The sequence below is a fragment of the Arthrobacter sp. PAMC 25486 genome, assembly GCF_000785535.1.
Taxonomy (GTDB): domain Bacteria; phylum Actinomycetota; class Actinomycetes; order Actinomycetales; family Micrococcaceae; genus Specibacter.
In genome coordinates this window covers 531,156-544,558 of record NZ_CP007595.1, presented here as the reverse complement: position 1 = coordinate 544,558, position 13,403 = coordinate 531,156, and the positions used below count along the sequence as shown (strand labels likewise).

Sequence of the window (13,403 nt, the reverse complement as noted above, 5' to 3'; positions counted from 1 at the left end):
GGGTTGTCGGTCGAAGTGATGTCGCCTCAGGGGCGCACCCATGGCAGCTCCATGCCACGGGAGGGGTTGATGTCGCCAAAGCCGGCCTTTTCGTACAGGCGCCGCCCGGGCGGGTCGGCAATCAGGGTGATGTAGGGGTTTTCCGGGGCATGCCCACGAATGTGTGCCACGAGCATGTCGATGACCCGCCGCCCCAGGCCGCGGCCCTGATATTCAGGCAGGGTGGCCATGTCGGCAATGTGGAAGCACCAGCCTCCGTCGCCAATAACCCGGCCCATGGCCACAGTCCGGCCCGATGCAACCTCCCGCACGTGGCAGAAGAACCAGCTGCCGGACAAAGCCCCCGCAGCCTGCTCTGGCGTTTTTTGCGACAAGCCCGACTCCTGGCGCAGGCGCAGATAGTCTGCGAGCGCGGGAGGGCCGGCAATCAGGTCAAAGTCATCCACATGGGTCATGGCCCCAGTCTTCCATCTGCGCACGCAGCTTCGCCAACGAACAACAGTTTCCAGCAATCCGGCACGCCCCACGCCCCAAACATCAACCCTGGCCAGCGTCCACCGCCGCTGGCAAAAGCGCCCCGAACGCACGGCGCTCGCAGACATGCGCCGCATCCTGGAGCTGCTGCACATCGACAATGCCGGCCTGGACCTGCAACTGAACTGGAGCGGGCACAACCTGCCGTCGCTGAGTGAGTCGGCGAACGTCTCCCGCAGTGCGGGGCTGCCCTTCACGCTGGCCAGGGGGTCCTTCCCCTCCCGTCGGACACGGCGCCTGCCATAATCGTGTACCGGAATGTCGGAATGCCCAGGAGTCGCGGACCAACTGCCTGCGCCACGCAGCGGGCGCAACCGCCGTCGAGGTTGAAATATCCACCACCGGGGATCACGTGCACGTGGGCATTGCCAACAACGGCACTCCGCTTCCAGAGGCGAGCGCCGGCCGGGGGCTGGCCGGGTGCTTGTGAACGACCGCCTAGCTGGCGCTGACTCCCAACATTTGCCATGTCACCCGAATGACACCGAGGTGAGCACTGCCTAAAACAGCCCCCATCCACATCCTCGTCATCGACGACCAGCCGCTGGTCCGCATGGGCGGCACCGGGGCCACCAAAATCAACACCCGCCTCCGCGGCAGGGTGATCGTACTGACCACCTTCAACCTCGGCAAGTACGCCTTTGGCGGTCTGAGCGCGGGGGCCAGCGCCTTCCTGCTCAAAAGCACGACGCCGGATATCCCCACCCAGGCAATGCGCACGGTCGCCGGCGGTGAATCCGCCGTGGAGCAGTGCGTCACCCGGGCACTCGTGGAGCACTGTGTGAGGACCACTGCGGCAGTTGGGGGCCCAGCGAGACCGGGCAGATCCGCCGTCGAACTTCTTAGCCGGCGGCGACACGACGTCTTCCCGTGCATCGCTACGGGACTATCCAATACTGAGATCAACCAGCGCCTTTACCTGACGCCGACAACTGCGAAGAACCACATCAACAGGATTCTCGCGAAGCCGGGTATGGGAGACCGCGTGCAGACCGTGCTCGTGGCCTACACACTGGGCCTGGTGCATTGACCCGTTCCCGAATCACCGTTGCGCCGCGGCCCAACACCCTTCAAGTTGTTATGTTATTCATATAACAATAGACTTGCTTCATGTTGATTCGACTGACACCCAACGAGGCGCTTCCCCTGCATGAGCAGATCGCCCAGGCGTTGCGTGAGGGCATCCTCAACGGCTCCATCCGCGATGGCGAGCGGTTGCCGAGTGCCAAGGCGCTGGGTGACTCGTTGGATGTCAGTCTCCATACCGTCCTCCGCGCCTATCAGGGATTGCGGGACGAAGGGCTCATTGAACTGAGACGGGGGCGGGGTGCTGTTGTCACTGCGGTGCCGGAATCCACCCGGGACAGCGCCGCCAAAATTTTGGACGACGCCATCAACCAGCTCAAGGGCCTTGAGCTGCCAGCCGAGACGATCCTGGGACTCTTCCGTTCACGACTTGAAAGCACCCAGACACCATGACCACAACCTTGAACAAGCAACCGGTGGACGACACCCCGGACCCGCGGCTGTGGCTGGGCGTTGTTGTCCCAACCATCGGCATCATCCTGGCTGGTTTGTTACTGGCCATCAGCTGGCTGCCCCGTCTGCCTCAGGAAATCGCGCAGCAGTGGGATTGGGCGTCCGGAGCCGTCAATACGCAGGGTTCCCCGTTGGCCATCTCATTGCAAATGTCCGGCTCGGCACTGGCCATGGTGCTAGTGCTCTGCATTATGCAATGGAGCGGAAAGCTCACTGGCTGGGGGCGCCGCGGCAATGTCTGCGCACTGTCGGCCGTCGCGTTCATCATTGCCCTGTCGGTACCGCTGGTACTGCACCGGCAGCTGGGGCTTGTTGATCCGCTTGCGGCACCGGATCCCCGAAATGCCGTGCTTGTCCTGGCAGTTGCCGGCGTGGCCTATGGCCTGCTCTGCATGCTGGTCGCGGGCGGGCGCCCCCTGGCAATTTCCGACAGTGCCGGGGCGGAGGTTGCACCCATGAACCTGGGTGCCGGGGAAATCGCGGTCTGGAGCGAGCACATCACGGGCTGGGTGTTCCTGCTCGCTGGCGGCGTTGGCGGGACCGGACTGCTGGTTGCATCAGTGTCCACAGACATGTGGGCGTTGGCGCCTGTTGGAGGCGTCCTGCTGGTTCTGGGCATTGTTTGCGGCCGCTGGAACGTCACCGTGGACCACCGCGGCCTGCGCTGCACCACGTTGCTGGGGCTGGGCCGCTTCACCATGCCGGCCACCGCCTCCACGATCGCGGACGTTTCAGCGGTGCGTGGATTGGGGGAATTCTTGGGCTGGGGACTTCGAATTGGCTCCAACAGCTCTGTGGCCCTTGTTTTTCGCAATGGTGAGGCCTTGCGCGTCAAGGACGCGGAGGGGCGGAGCCTGACGGTGACGGTCAGGGATCCGGCAACCGCGGCAGCGCTCTTCAACGCACAGGCAGCGCTCGCCTCCGCAACTGTCTGACAGCCAGACTACCCAGGCGGCTGCGGCACCCATGGCGGGCAATCCGCCGTCGGACTTCCCTCACCAGGGAATTGTTTCATTCTCCCAGCGGGTGAAGATGCCAGTGGGGCCGTCCTGGCCGAGCAGCGCCCCACGCACCACTTCACGGGATCCGTCCTCAACGCTCTGGGTGCCGGCAAAGTTGTTGAGATTGGTGCTGGTGAACCCCGGCGAGACCAAGTTGACCTTGAAGCCGGTCTGCTCCAGCTCCACCATGATGGCGAGTGTGATGGTGCTCAGGACTGCCTGGGATGCCGGGTAGGTGGGGCCGAACTGCCCATGGGCTGGATAGCGCGGGTCCGCGTTCGCCGCCAGTGAGCCCACACGGTTGGAGACGTTGATGATGCGAGCGCCCGCCAGTTGCGCAAGGAGGGGCAGCATGGCCTGGTAGACGGCAAGCACACCAAAGACGTTGACGTCCCACACCGCGCGGACCTCGTCGAGCGAGGCCCTGCTGGCACGGGCCGCAGGCACGTAGTCGTCCATGGTCAAGGTGCCCTTCAAGGTGTTGGAAATGCCGGCGTTGTTTACCAACACGTCCCGGCGGCCCGCTTCCCGGTTGATGCGGTCCGCAGTGGCGGCGATGGATGCCGCATCGGTCACGTCGAGCTGCACCGCCATGGCCCCGTGACCGATGTTGCTGACCGCTTCTTGGCCGCGTGCCAGGTCTCGCGAACCGATGAACACGGTCAGTCCCTGGGCTGCGAGCGCCTTGGCCACCTGCCCCCACGCCCTGGTTGTGGCCGGTGACCAGTGCGATGCGGGTTGTGTCCATGGGAAGCTCCTCGATGTTTGTTCCGTGCTTAACCAGCGCCATTCCATGGGGGAACACTGGTCAAGGGAATTGCCGGCATTTTCAAGACGCAAAGCCACCTGTAACTTGGAAACCATGATTGAACGCGTAGGAGCACTTGCATCCATCCACTTGATTGCCTGGATCTAGATCTGATGGCCGGCTTCTACTTCCGGCTGCTCGGTCTCGAGGAAGCCTTTGCCTCACCAGACCCAGGCCGGAGTCCTGGAGACTCTTCCCCGGTTCTCATAGGAATACCAGGGAAGAGTCTCATGGCTTTTAGATAACAGCACTCTGCCACTCGCACTGATAGGCCAAAAGCGCTGCTAGGCACCGCAGGAATCGTCGAGTCGCTTCGTTACACCGATTCCCAGACGACCTCGGTAGTCGCGACAGCGGTTTCTGTGCCAAGGCCAGTTCGGTGGATCACTTCAACATTCACGCTTACACGTTCATAGGCATTATCTTGATAGAAATCACCTGAATAGTCATGCCCTGCGTTTTGATCGACGATTCCTGTGTTAGTTCGGTAGCCGTCGCGGGAACCCTCGGGCCTGTAGACACCAAAGTATCCCCCAATTGCTGTCTTGTTTACGACTACGGGCCATACCGCAGCATCCATGGGACCTGCAATCTGCGTCACACGAAGGTAGTAGTGCGGAAATACGCTCGTATGAAGCAGTGGCCGGCGCGGCATTTCCGAATTAATGTCGGCGTCTACGTCTTTGTCATAGTCAACGCGCATCACCACACGGTCTGCGATCGCAAGTACCGCTTGGACACTGATGCCGTCGGTGGAGACGTGAGTGGCGACGATCGTGATTTCACCAGGACCGGTTCGAACAAGCCCCTCAACTGCTGCCATACCACTTACAGCCTGAAGAGTCCCTTGCGTTGCGGTTGCTCCTTCGTTCGTCACAGCCGCAGGGCCAGAAGTGGTGTAGGCAATCAGCCCGTCTGCCGGCAGCCCAGCTTCCGTCAACTGGATAGCAACAGCCGAGAACCCCTGGCCGACAGCTACGTTCTTCGGTTCGGCTCCGAAAGAGACCTCAAAACTGGTACGGGATGCACTGGCGGCTGGGGCCGCGATGGCTGCCGCAATAACAGGCACCGACCAAGCCGCTCCAATGGCCACCGACCTGCGCGACGGCGAACCTGCATGCGATAATTCTTTTTTCAAAACTATTCATTCTCCAATAAGACAAAATACATTTTAAGAAGCTCTCCTGTCACCAGCGGTCAAACTTTTGAGCATGTTAGCTGCGCATGACTCGCCATGCTTGAACTCAGGCCCAGCAACCTTATGCTCGAGTAGGATGATTTACAATTTCAGCCCAAAATACTGAGCCAGGACATCCACAAAGTCCCAGCCCCACGAAACGCTTCGAGGCTCAGACCTCCTGAAGTAGGTTTTTTTGTTTTCGTTGTGATTTGGCTGGCTTCGGCGACCTTGTAGGTGAGGGTCCGGTGGTCGCCGGGGAGCCTGGTTGGGGTGTTGTTGAGTTCGTCGGTGAGCAGTGTCAGGGCACCGGCGATGCGTGGGCTGTCGGGCCGGTCGAGGATGACGGTGATGCCCTTGTCGGTGTAGGTGATGGTGCCGCCGGAGTCGCTGAGATCGCCGCCGTCTTTGGTGTCACCCGTCAACGGTCTGGTTATGGAAACAGTTGCTGGCTGAGGGCGGCATTGTTGCGTTGGTGCCGGAAAAGAAGGGCCCGAAGAAAGCATCCCGGCTGACCGACACTGTCATCACCCGAATCGTGGAACTGCACAGCAGCGGCCTGTCCCAGCAGGCCGTCGGCAACGCGGTGGGCGTCTCTGAGTTCAGCGTCCGTCGGGCCTTGAAAATCGCTGCGGAACAAGCCACTACTGACGCTGCGGAAATAGCAGCGACTGCGGGTTTACCCGAAGCATTGGAACCAGCACCAGTACCGGCGCAACTGTTTGAGCTGCCGCTCGTGCCAGCGCCGGCGCCCCGCACCGCCGAGCGTGCTGCCGCCGGTCTGCTTGAAGGTGCGGCCCCGGTATTTTTCCCGTCCGCCCATGGTCGCCATGCCGGATTGTTTCTGGCCTTTCCTGCCCTGGAAAGTACCGGCCTGCTCGCCTGCGCGAAGGACGTGTACGGGTCCTTGCCGAACGGTTTCTACGGGCTGGAAACGATCCTGATTGATAGTGTGCTGCGGGCACTGGCTGGGGCGGCCCGGGCCGAGGGTGCCACCCGTTTCGACCCGGAAGAGCTGGGCAGGGTGTTGGCGTTGGATCGGCCCCGGAAGTGAAAACCATCCGTCGCAGGATCAGCCAACTCGCCGAAATCGGAAAAGCCCAGGAACTGATTGCCGCCCTAGCCAAACACCATCTGGCCGGCACTGGTCCTGGCGGTGAGGACCTGGCCGCGATCCTCTACGTTGACGGGCATGTGCGCGCCTACCAGGGCACGAAAAAGATTGGAAAACTCTACTCAACGAGGCTCAAGTTCCCGGTCCCGGCGACCGAGGAAACCTGGGTCACCGATGCCCACGGCGCCCCCGTGTTTGTTGTCATGGCCGCCCCGGGTGCGTCCCTGGCCGCGGAGCTGCGCGATCTCCTGCCGGAACTGCGCACCGCGGTGGGTGACGAGCGGCGGGTGTTGGTTGGTTTTGACCGCGGAGGCTGGTCCCCGGCGTTGTTCAAGAACATGAATGCGACTGGTTTTGATGTTTTGACTTGGCGCAAAGGCACCACCAAAGACATCGAAGAGAAATTGTTCACCGAGGTGTCCCACACCGACGAGCACCGTGAAGAGAAGACCTGGTCGGTGGCTGACACGCTCGTAGACCTGCCCCTGGCAACAACGAAGAAGACCGGTGAAGTCTTCACCATCCGGCAGATCAGCCGAATCGTGGGAACCACCGGTGGCGGAACCCGGCAAATTCACATCCTCACCACCGACCGGGCCCTCCCAGCCGGGGAGGTGGTGTATCGGATGGGGAATCGGTGGCAGGAAAACAAGTTCCGCTACGCCCGCATGCACTTCGAGCTCGACTGCCACGACTCCTACAGTTCCAGTGATGACAATCAGGACCGTTTGGTGCCGAACCCTGCCAAGGCCAAGGCCTACCAAAAAAGTTGTCGCCGCACGAAACGTTCATTCCGAGGCCGCTGCCATCGCCGATATCAACCTGATGGCCCTGAAAACCCCGGAAGAAGGCAGTAAAGAGTTGACCGTCACGGTCACCAGTGCCATGCACAACCAAGCCATGACGCCGCTCTGGGAAGCAGAGAACGTGCTGATTGCTGCGGAGAAGGCCCACAAGAAGATCCCGGCGAAGCTCCACCTCGGAGAACTAAACCCCGGCCAACAAGTCCTGGATACAGAGGTGAAGATGATCCACACCGGGATCCGGATGGCCGCCTACAACACCGCGATGACGATCGCGAGGGAGATCCGCACCAACACCGGCTACCGGCGCGCCAACCAGGAAGCCCACGCCCTCATGCGTCAGATGTTCAACCAGACCGGCGACATCGATACCAGCGAGCCCGGCCACCTCACCATCAGGCTCGATCCGCTGCCAACCAAGGCCAAAACCGCGGCCGCCGCCGAACTCTGTGCCCACCTCACCAGCACCAAAACCCGCTACCCCGGGACCGACCTGATCCTCAAATACGCCATCAAAACCAAGGCTCCGGCTCTCATCAATTAAATCGTGACGTCAGGAGCCCTGAGTACTGGAACGGGCCCTTGACCTGCTCGTCCACAAATCGGGTCGGCACCTCCATGGCGGTGATTCGACTCGACATGTGCAACGGGAGCCCGAAGTGCCAGGCCCGCCAGGATACTTCCAGGCCCAGTTCGATGAGGCCCGATGTCACACCCGCCACAGCGGTTTCCCTGGACCCTGCCATCGACTCGGTGTGCGTGTCAATGCTCCGCGACAGGGCAAACAGCTCAGCCATGCCACGCGACGTGCTGGTGACACATTCAAAGGAGACAGCCATGTTATCCAGTGTCCCAGACTCGAGCTGGCAGGATGGCACCATGACAAGCAACGACCGGACCACGCTGCTCATGCCGGAAGTCCGCCTGGCGCTTGAGGGGCTCGGGATCGTCCACGAGGCGCGCCCCTGCCCCGGCGAGCTCCGCCTGGGGCCAACAGAACTGGCGAAGATTCCCGCCGTCGTGCTTGTCGAGGGACTGGCCACACCGAGGGAAGTCGCCCCTCCGCGGGAGGAACCGCAGCCATGACGTTCGGTACAACGCCGGTGACCCACGTCGGCCTGAATGAATTCGACCCGCCCAACCCCGACGTCTGGCCAGCCACGCTGGCCCCGGTGCAGCAGGTCCTGCGGGAGGGCCTGGACCTGGGCCGTGCCACCATCTTTGTGGGCGAGAATGGTTCCGGCAAGTCAACCCTGGTCGAGGGCATTGCCATGGCCTACGGCGTGAATCCGGAGGGCGGATCCACCGGCGCCATGCACCACAGCCGCCCCACCGAGTCCAACCTCCACAGCGGCCTGCGCGTGCGGCGCAACCCTGGTGCCAGCAAATACGGCTACTTTCTGCGCTCCGAAACCATGCACGGCTTCTTCACCTACCTCGAGGACAACCCCTCCACGGGCAGGCCCGACATCCGCTTCCACGAAATGTCCCACGGCGAGTCGTTCCTGCAATTGATCACGGACAGGTTTCGCGGCGGCGGCCTCTGGATCCTCGACGAACCCGAATCGGCGCTGTCGTTCTCCGGCTGCCTCTCGCTGCTGAGTGTCCTGACGCAGTTGCTGGACGAAGGCGATTCCCAGGTCATCCTCTCCACCCACGCGCCGATGCTGGCATCCCTGCCGGGCGCCAACATCTACGAGGTGGGCCGCTGGGGGCTGCGGCCCAACGTCTGGGAAGACCTTGAGCTCGTGCAGAATTGGCGATCCTTCATGGACGCGCCGCAGCGGTTCCTGAAGTACCTTTAGCCTCGACTATTGGCCGTCGTAGGCGGCCTGCAACTCCGCGATCACCAGCTTGCGCATGCCCATCATGGCCTTCATGGCCCGTCCGGAACCCTCAGCGTCGGGACCGTTGAGCACGCCCGGCATCATGGTGGGCACCAGCTGCCAGGAAACACCGAACTTATCCTTGAGCCAGCCGCACATGCTTTCCTCGCCGCCGTCGGCAGTCAGGGCATTCCACTTCGCATCCAGTTCCGCCTGGCTGTCAAAGTACAGCTCAAAGGAAATTGCCTCATTGAACGTGAACTCGGGGCCGCCATTCAATCCCCGGAAACTGCGCCCATCGAGTTCGAAGGCGACGGTCAGTGCCGACCCCGGAACGCCGGGCCCCTCGGAGCCCCAGCGGGCGATCTCCCCGATCCGGGAATTGGGGAACAGCCCAACATAAAAATTCGCGGCTTCTTCAGCCCGCCCGTCAAACCACAAACACGTACCAATGCCGCTCATCGCCACCACTCCCGCCAGTTGCCCCGCAGGAGGAACCCTGCGGGCCTACAAAAAAGGCTAGAACGCGAGCACCCCGGCATCAATGCCTACTGCAGGTAGTTTTACCGCGGCCGACGGCGGGGCTTGGCCTTGACTGCGTCGTTCTTCACCAGAAAGAGCACAAACCAAGCCATAAACGCAACAACCCCGGCACACAGCGCCGGTGTGGAAGTCAGGAATCCGGCCAGGCTCCGGCTGCTGGACATGGACGCCGTACCCAGCAGAAACTTACAGCGCACCGCCGAGCCCACAGACCCAGGAGGCGGTGCGGCGGACGATGCCCGAGAGCACCGTGCGTGACACGGCCGGACCCTTCCTGAGGTGGGCCATGGATCGGGCAAAATGGCCCACGCAAGTTTGCGACTAAACTGCTCTGTGTGACACAGACAAAAACCACCCCCAAAATTCTTCTTTACACGGCCGCCGCAGACATCGTGCTGGTGCTGGCGTTTGCCCTGTCGGGCCGGCGTTCACACAGTGAAAGCCTCACGGCCGGCGGCGTACTGGCCACGGCATGGCCGTTTCTGGCAGCCCTGGCCGCGGGCTGGCTCGTCACCCGCATGTGGAAGGCGCCGCTGCGCCTCTGGCCGCAAGGCGTCTGCCTGTGGCTGATCACGGTGGCGGGCGGCATGCTGCTGCGCATCCTCTCCGGCAGCACCGCCGAACTGCCGTTTGTCATCGTCGCCACCCTGGTTTTGGCGCTGTTCCTGCTCGGGCACCGGCTCATCGGCGCCCGCGTGACGCGGCGCACCCAACAACCCCGCAACTAGTAGCGTTTGCGTTACGATCGACTAGGACAAACGGCCCACAGCAAGGGCCCTGTCCCGAGCTTTTTCCATTGAACTTCCACACGACAAGGACCACACCTGTGATCACCGCTTTTGTCCTGATCAAAACCGATGCAACGCGGATTCCCGAGTCCGCCCAGGAGATTTCCGAGCTTGCGGGCATCAGCGAGGTCTATTCGGTGACGGGTGAGTGGGACCTGATCGCCATCGCCCGCGTGCAGAAGCATGAGGACCTCGCCGACGTCATCGCCGATAAGCTCTCCAAGGTGAAGTCCGTGGTCTCCACCACCACGCAGATCTCCTTCCGCGCCTATTCCCAGCACGACCTGGATGCCGCGTTCGCCCTCGGCTTCGACCACTGAGCCCGGGAATGCACCTGGAGATTGCCGTCCAGGACGTCCCCGGCGCACAGTTGGCCGCAGCCCACGGCGCAGCCCGCATAGAACTGTGCAGCGCCCTGCAACTAGGCGGCCTGACGCCCTCGCAAGGTCTCATCGGCAGTGTCAGGGCCGCTGCACCGGCGTTGCCCATCCACGCCCTGGTCCGGCCCCGTCCGGGAGGTTACGCGTATGACTCCGCCGAGGTTGCGCTCATGGTTGCCGAGATCAAGGCATTGCACGACGGCGGTGCCACCGGTGTTGTCATCGGCGCCTTGACGCCTCAGGACGGCATTGATTACGCCGCCGTGGAGACCATGATCGCTGCCGCCGACGGCCTGCACATCACCTTCCACCGTGCCATGGACCATCTTTCAATGGACGACGCCGTTACTGCCGTTCCGCGGTTGGCCAGCCTTGGGGTGCAGCGCATCTTAAGCTCCGGCGGGGCTGTGCGGGCGCGCGACGGGATAGCCCAGTTGCAGGCCATGCACGCGGCTGCCGGTGGCGCCTTGGCTGTCATGGCCGGAGGCGGGGTTGATGTTTCCGACTTTGCCTCGTTCCACGCGGCAGGGCTGCGCGATGTGCACCTCTCAGCAAAGAGGACGGTCAACCAGCGTCCCCCTGAACCCCTGACCGCCTCCGCCGAGGCTGAAGACCACAGCTACTTCGCCACCGATGCAGCACTTGTTGCGGAGGCGGGGCGGGCGGCCCGGGCACTGGCGCCCGCTTAGTCTCGGGCACGGACAGACGCGGGCCCCGGCAGGTGCGGGCGCTTTCGTAGAAAGTGCTACGCCTGTCCGTGGCTCGCCCGCGAGCGACGCGACAGCGAGTCGATGATGACCGCAAGCAGCAGCACCGCACCGGTGATCATGTAGCGGATCGACGAATCCAGGTTCAGCAGGGTCAGCCCGTTGGAAATTGACTGGATCACCAGGATGCCCAGCAGCGCCGAGTACGCGCTGCCGCGTCCGCCGAACAGGCTTGTTCCGCCGATAACGGCCGCGGCAATGGCGACGAGGTTCGTGTCACCGCCACCGCTGGACAGGCTTGCCGAGGTCAGCCGTGCCGCGGCGAGCAGGCCGCCGATCGTCGCGAACAGTGTACCGAGCATGAGCACCGAAATGTAGATCCGGTTGACTTTTATCCCGGCACGCCGTGCTGCCTCCACGTTGCCGCCGACGGCAAAGACTGCCCTCCCCCAGCGGGTGCGGACCAGGAAGAAGTTCATCACCACCACCAGCAGCACAAACAGCAGGAACATCAGCCCGATGCCGCGGTCGGTCGCCAAATAGGCGACGGCAACAACCAAGACCACCAACAGTGACGCGCTCTTGATGATCATCAGCGAGACCGGGCCGGTAGACAGCACCGCCGACCGGCGTCGCCTGGCACGCAGCCAATCCGAGATGAACATGCCCGCCGCTGCAACAACAGCCACCACGAGGGCAAGCCACGGCGGCAGAAACCAGCCCTGCGCGAATTGCACAATCCACGAGTCGTAGGGCAGGTTGATTGACCCGTTCGGGCCCAGCACCCGCAACTGCAAGCCGAGGAACGCGAGCAGCCCGGCCAGCGTGATCACGAATGTCGGAACTCCAAACCGGGTGAACAAGAGCCCGTAGATGAGCCCTATCAGGAGGCCAACGGCCAGCGCCACCACGATCGCCACCCAGATCGGCCACCCGCCGACCGTGATGCCCACACCGAGGATCGCAGCGGACAGCCCGCTGATGGAGCCGACCGAGAGGTCGATCTGGGCCACCAGCAGCACCAGCACCACCCCGATCGCGATTGTGCCGGTGGCAGCGCACTGCAGCGACAGGTTCACCAGGTTGTTTGCTGACAAGAAGTTTGGGTTCATGATCTGGAAGATGGCCCAGATGACAATCAGGCCCACCACCACCGGCAGCGATCCGAGGTCACCGCCCGCCACCCGGACACGGAATGACGCGATGGCGCCGCTGATGCCGTCGTTGCGGGCGAGCCGCTCATCCTGCCGGTCGGCGGCCAGTTCGGACGGGGGTTCGGGCGGGGGTTTGGGCGCGTGCGGGGACGGTGTCGCAGGACTGCTCGGCGTTGTCATGATGGCAGGCCCTCCCCTGTGTCTGGCCCAAGTCCCTGTCCGGCATCCCCAGCCCTGCCATCGGCGAGCTGTGCGCTGGCGCGCCGCGTCACCGCATTGTCAGTGGCACCGGTAATCGCGGAGATGATGTCTTCGTAACTGACATCTGCAATCATGAAATCACCGTTGTTGCGTCCCAGCCGAAGGACGACGACCCGGTCGGCAACTGCCTGCACGTCTGCCATGTTGTGGCTGATCAGCACCACCCCGAGACCGCGTTCGCGCAGCCTCTCCACGAGGTTGAGCACTTCCGCAGTTTGCGCGACACCGAGTGCGGCTGTTGGCTCATCGAGGATGACCACCGCCGGTTCACCGATCAGCGACCTGGCAATGGCGACCGTCTGGCGCTGCCCTCCGGAGAGTGACGCGACAGCGATCCTCACAGACGGGATCTTTGCGGACAACTGCCGCAACAACTCCCACGACCGTTTCTCCATTTCTTCCTCGTTGAGGGTGAAATTGCCCACCTCACGTCCAAGAAACAGGTTCGATACAACGTCGAGATTGTCGCAAAGGGCGAGGTCCTGAAACACGGTGGCCAATCCCAAGGTTCGCGATGCGGCCGGTGACGGTATCGAGACCGGCTTGCCGTCGAAGCTGATCGAGCCGGAATCTTGCGGATGCACCCCTGCCAGTATTTTCACGAGCGTGGACTTGCCCGCACCGTTGTCTCCAACAATCGCAACGACCTCACCGCGGAAGATGTCCAAGTCCACTGCATCCAGGGCCCTGACTGCGCCGAAACTCTTCGAGATGCCACGCAGGCTCATCACCGGCTCTCCGGTGGGCTCGGCCTGGTGGATTGAGGAT

The 13,403-nt window shown here is 62.7% G+C and carries 19 protein-coding genes and 1 pseudogene; 11 read left to right on the top strand and 9 right to left on the bottom strand.

Going from position 1 to position 13,403, the window contains the following annotated elements; translation table 11 throughout:
* Window positions 1-26: 26 nt before the first annotated feature.
* A complete protein-coding gene (locus art_RS02610) occupies window positions 27-455 on the bottom strand; it encodes a GNAT family N-acetyltransferase (RefSeq protein WP_038462295.1) in 429 nt (142 codons plus the stop codon).
* Here art_RS02610 and art_RS02605 point away from each other — a divergent pair.
* From art_RS02605 to art_RS20770, 4 genes are all read left to right on the top strand, one after another.
* Window positions 454-780 carry a hypothetical protein gene (locus art_RS02605; RefSeq protein WP_038462294.1) on the top strand — a complete coding sequence of 109 codons (327 nt, stop codon included), beginning with the start codon at window positions 454-456 and terminating at the stop codon, window positions 778-780. The genes art_RS02610 and art_RS02605 overlap by 2 nt on opposite strands.
* Window positions 781-1,087: 307 nt before the next feature.
* Window positions 1,088-1,564 carry a response regulator transcription factor gene (locus art_RS02600; protein WP_052135929.1) on the top strand — a complete coding sequence of 159 codons (477 nt, stop codon included), beginning with the start codon at window positions 1,088-1,090 and terminating at the stop codon, window positions 1,562-1,564.
* 80 nt (window positions 1,565-1,644) lie between these two features.
* The gene (locus art_RS02595; RefSeq protein ID WP_038462292.1) at window positions 1,645-2,013 is read left to right on the top strand and encodes a GntR family transcriptional regulator; all 369 of its coding nucleotides are present in this window, start codon (window positions 1,645-1,647) and stop codon (window positions 2,011-2,013) included.
* Window positions 2,010-3,008, top strand: coding sequence for a hypothetical protein (locus art_RS20770; RefSeq protein WP_052135928.1), 999 nt, complete (start codon window positions 2,010-2,012; stop codon window positions 3,006-3,008). The genes art_RS02595 and art_RS20770 overlap by 4 nt, the downstream gene beginning before the upstream one ends.
* Before the next feature lie 60 nt (window positions 3,009-3,068).
* Here the strand turns inward: art_RS20770 and art_RS02585 are convergent, their stop codons facing one another.
* The 3 genes from art_RS02585 to art_RS02575 all read right to left on the bottom strand — a co-directional run bounded on the left by art_RS02585 (window position 3,069) and on the right by art_RS02575 (window position 5,484).
* The gene (locus art_RS02585) at window positions 3,069-3,767 is read right to left on the bottom strand and encodes an SDR family NAD(P)-dependent oxidoreductase (RefSeq protein WP_253901455.1); all 699 of its coding nucleotides are present in this window, start codon (window positions 3,765-3,767) and stop codon (window positions 3,069-3,071) included.
* Window positions 3,768-4,198: 431 nt separating this feature from the next.
* Window positions 4,199-5,020, bottom strand: coding sequence for a hypothetical protein (locus art_RS02580; protein ID WP_157875109.1), 822 nt, complete (start codon window positions 5,018-5,020; stop codon window positions 4,199-4,201).
* 149 nt (window positions 5,021-5,169) lie between these two features.
* Window positions 5,170-5,484: a hypothetical protein gene (locus art_RS02575; protein WP_038462288.1), complete on the bottom strand. Its 315-nt coding sequence runs from the start codon at window positions 5,482-5,484 to the stop codon at window positions 5,170-5,172.
* A gap of 50 nt (window positions 5,485-5,534) precedes the next feature.
* Here art_RS02575 and art_RS23240 point away from each other — a divergent pair.
* Together art_RS23240 and art_RS02560 are read left to right on the top strand one after the other, a co-directional pair.
* Window positions 5,535-7,030: pseudogene (locus art_RS23240) on the top strand (putative transposase).
* Window positions 6,999-7,520, top strand: coding sequence for a putative transposase (locus tag art_RS02560; protein ID WP_157875108.1), 522 nt, complete (start codon window positions 6,999-7,001; stop codon window positions 7,518-7,520). Before art_RS23240 ends, art_RS02560 begins: the two are co-directional and overlap by 32 nt.
* Here the strand turns inward: art_RS02560 and art_RS02555 are convergent.
* A complete protein-coding gene (locus art_RS02555; protein ID WP_216699578.1) occupies window positions 7,513-7,815 on the bottom strand; it encodes a hypothetical protein in 303 nt (100 codons plus the stop codon). The two genes, art_RS02560 and art_RS02555, sit on opposite strands and share 8 nt — an antisense overlap.
* On the opposite strand from art_RS02555, the gene art_RS02550 reads away from it, so the two are divergent.
* Together art_RS02550 and art_RS02545 are read left to right on the top strand one after the other, a co-directional pair.
* Window positions 7,814-8,062, top strand: coding sequence for a hypothetical protein (locus art_RS02550; protein ID WP_038462283.1), 249 nt, complete (start codon window positions 7,814-7,816; stop codon window positions 8,060-8,062). The two genes, art_RS02555 and art_RS02550, sit on opposite strands and share 2 nt — an antisense overlap.
* Window positions 8,059-8,781, top strand: a complete 723-nt coding sequence (locus art_RS02545; RefSeq protein WP_038462281.1) for an ATP-binding cassette domain-containing protein — start codon at window positions 8,059-8,061, stop codon at window positions 8,779-8,781. The genes art_RS02550 and art_RS02545 overlap by 4 nt, the downstream gene beginning before the upstream one ends.
* 6 nt (window positions 8,782-8,787) lie before the next feature.
* Here art_RS02545 and art_RS02540 read toward each other — a convergent pair whose 3' ends face one another.
* Entirely contained in the window at window positions 8,788-9,264 is a 477-nt protein-coding gene (locus art_RS02540; RefSeq protein ID WP_038462279.1) for a VOC family protein, read from the bottom strand.
* A 101-nt stretch (window positions 9,265-9,365) separates the two neighbouring features.
* Window positions 9,366-9,509, bottom strand: a complete 144-nt coding sequence (locus tag art_RS22045) for a hypothetical protein (RefSeq protein WP_157875106.1) — start codon at window positions 9,507-9,509, stop codon at window positions 9,366-9,368.
* Window positions 9,510-9,680: 171 nt separating this feature from the next.
* On the opposite strand from art_RS22045, the gene art_RS02535 reads away from it, so the two are divergent.
* The 3 genes from art_RS02535 to art_RS02525 all read left to right on the top strand — a co-directional run bounded on the left by art_RS02535 (window position 9,681) and on the right by art_RS02525 (window position 11,202).
* Window positions 9,681-10,073, top strand: coding sequence for a DUF3054 domain-containing protein (locus art_RS02535; protein ID WP_038462278.1), 393 nt, complete (start codon window positions 9,681-9,683; stop codon window positions 10,071-10,073).
* A 98-nt stretch (window positions 10,074-10,171) separates the two neighbouring features.
* The gene (locus art_RS02530) at window positions 10,172-10,453 is read left to right on the top strand and encodes an Lrp/AsnC family transcriptional regulator (protein WP_038462277.1); all 282 of its coding nucleotides are present in this window, start codon (window positions 10,172-10,174) and stop codon (window positions 10,451-10,453) included.
* 8 nt (window positions 10,454-10,461) lie between these two features.
* Window positions 10,462-11,202 carry a copper homeostasis protein CutC gene (locus art_RS02525; RefSeq protein ID WP_052135926.1) on the top strand — a complete coding sequence of 247 codons (741 nt, stop codon included), beginning with the start codon at window positions 10,462-10,464 and terminating at the stop codon, window positions 11,200-11,202.
* Between the two features lie 56 nt (window positions 11,203-11,258).
* Here the strand turns inward: art_RS02525 and art_RS02520 are convergent, their stop codons facing one another.
* Window positions 11,259-12,554 carry a sugar ABC transporter permease gene (locus art_RS02520; protein WP_082000065.1) on the bottom strand — a complete coding sequence of 432 codons (1,296 nt, stop codon included), beginning with the start codon at window positions 12,552-12,554 and terminating at the stop codon, window positions 11,259-11,261.
* The gene (locus tag art_RS02515) at window positions 12,551-13,363 is read right to left on the bottom strand and encodes an ATP-binding cassette domain-containing protein (protein ID WP_052136873.1); all 813 of its coding nucleotides are present in this window, start codon (window positions 13,361-13,363) and stop codon (window positions 12,551-12,553) included. The genes art_RS02520 and art_RS02515 overlap by 4 nt, the downstream gene beginning before the upstream one ends.
* Window positions 13,364-13,403 lie beyond the last annotated feature (40 nt).

Coding starts and splice junctions, on each gene's coding strand:
- art_RS02600 (WP_052135929.1), top strand. CDS start 1,088: ATGGGCGGCACCGGGGCCACCAAAATCAACACCCGCCTCCGCGGCAGG.
- art_RS02595 (WP_038462292.1), top strand. CDS start 1,645: ATGTTGATTCGACTGACACCCAACGAGGCGCTTCCCCTGCATGAGCAG.
- art_RS02520 (WP_082000065.1), bottom strand. CDS start 12,554: ATGACAACGCCGAGCAGTCCTGCGACACCGTCCCCGCACGCGCCCAAA.
- art_RS02540 (WP_038462279.1), bottom strand. CDS start 9,264: ATGAGCGGCATTGGTACGTGTTTGTGGTTTGACGGGCGGGCTGAAGAA.
- art_RS22045 (WP_157875106.1), bottom strand. CDS start 9,509: ATGTCCAGCAGCCGGAGCCTGGCCGGATTCCTGACTTCCACACCGGCG.
- art_RS02555 (WP_216699578.1), bottom strand. CDS start 7,815: ATGGCTGTCTCCTTTGAATGTGTCACCAGCACGTCGCGTGGCATGGCT.
- art_RS20770 (WP_052135928.1), top strand. CDS start 2,010: ATGACCACAACCTTGAACAAGCAACCGGTGGACGACACCCCGGACCCG.
- art_RS02515 (WP_052136873.1), bottom strand. CDS start 13,363: ATGAGCCTGCGTGGCATCTCGAAGAGTTTCGGCGCAGTCAGGGCCCTG.
- art_RS02605 (WP_038462294.1), top strand. CDS start 454: ATGGCCCCAGTCTTCCATCTGCGCACGCAGCTTCGCCAACGAACAACA.
- art_RS02545 (WP_038462281.1), top strand. CDS start 8,059: ATGACGTTCGGTACAACGCCGGTGACCCACGTCGGCCTGAATGAATTC.
- art_RS02525 (WP_052135926.1), top strand. CDS start 10,462: ATGCACCTGGAGATTGCCGTCCAGGACGTCCCCGGCGCACAGTTGGCC.
- art_RS02550 (WP_038462283.1), top strand. CDS start 7,814: ATGTTATCCAGTGTCCCAGACTCGAGCTGGCAGGATGGCACCATGACA.
- art_RS02610 (WP_038462295.1), bottom strand. CDS start 455: ATGACCCATGTGGATGACTTTGACCTGATTGCCGGCCCTCCCGCGCTC.
- art_RS02560 (WP_157875108.1), top strand. CDS start 6,999: ATGGCCCTGAAAACCCCGGAAGAAGGCAGTAAAGAGTTGACCGTCACG.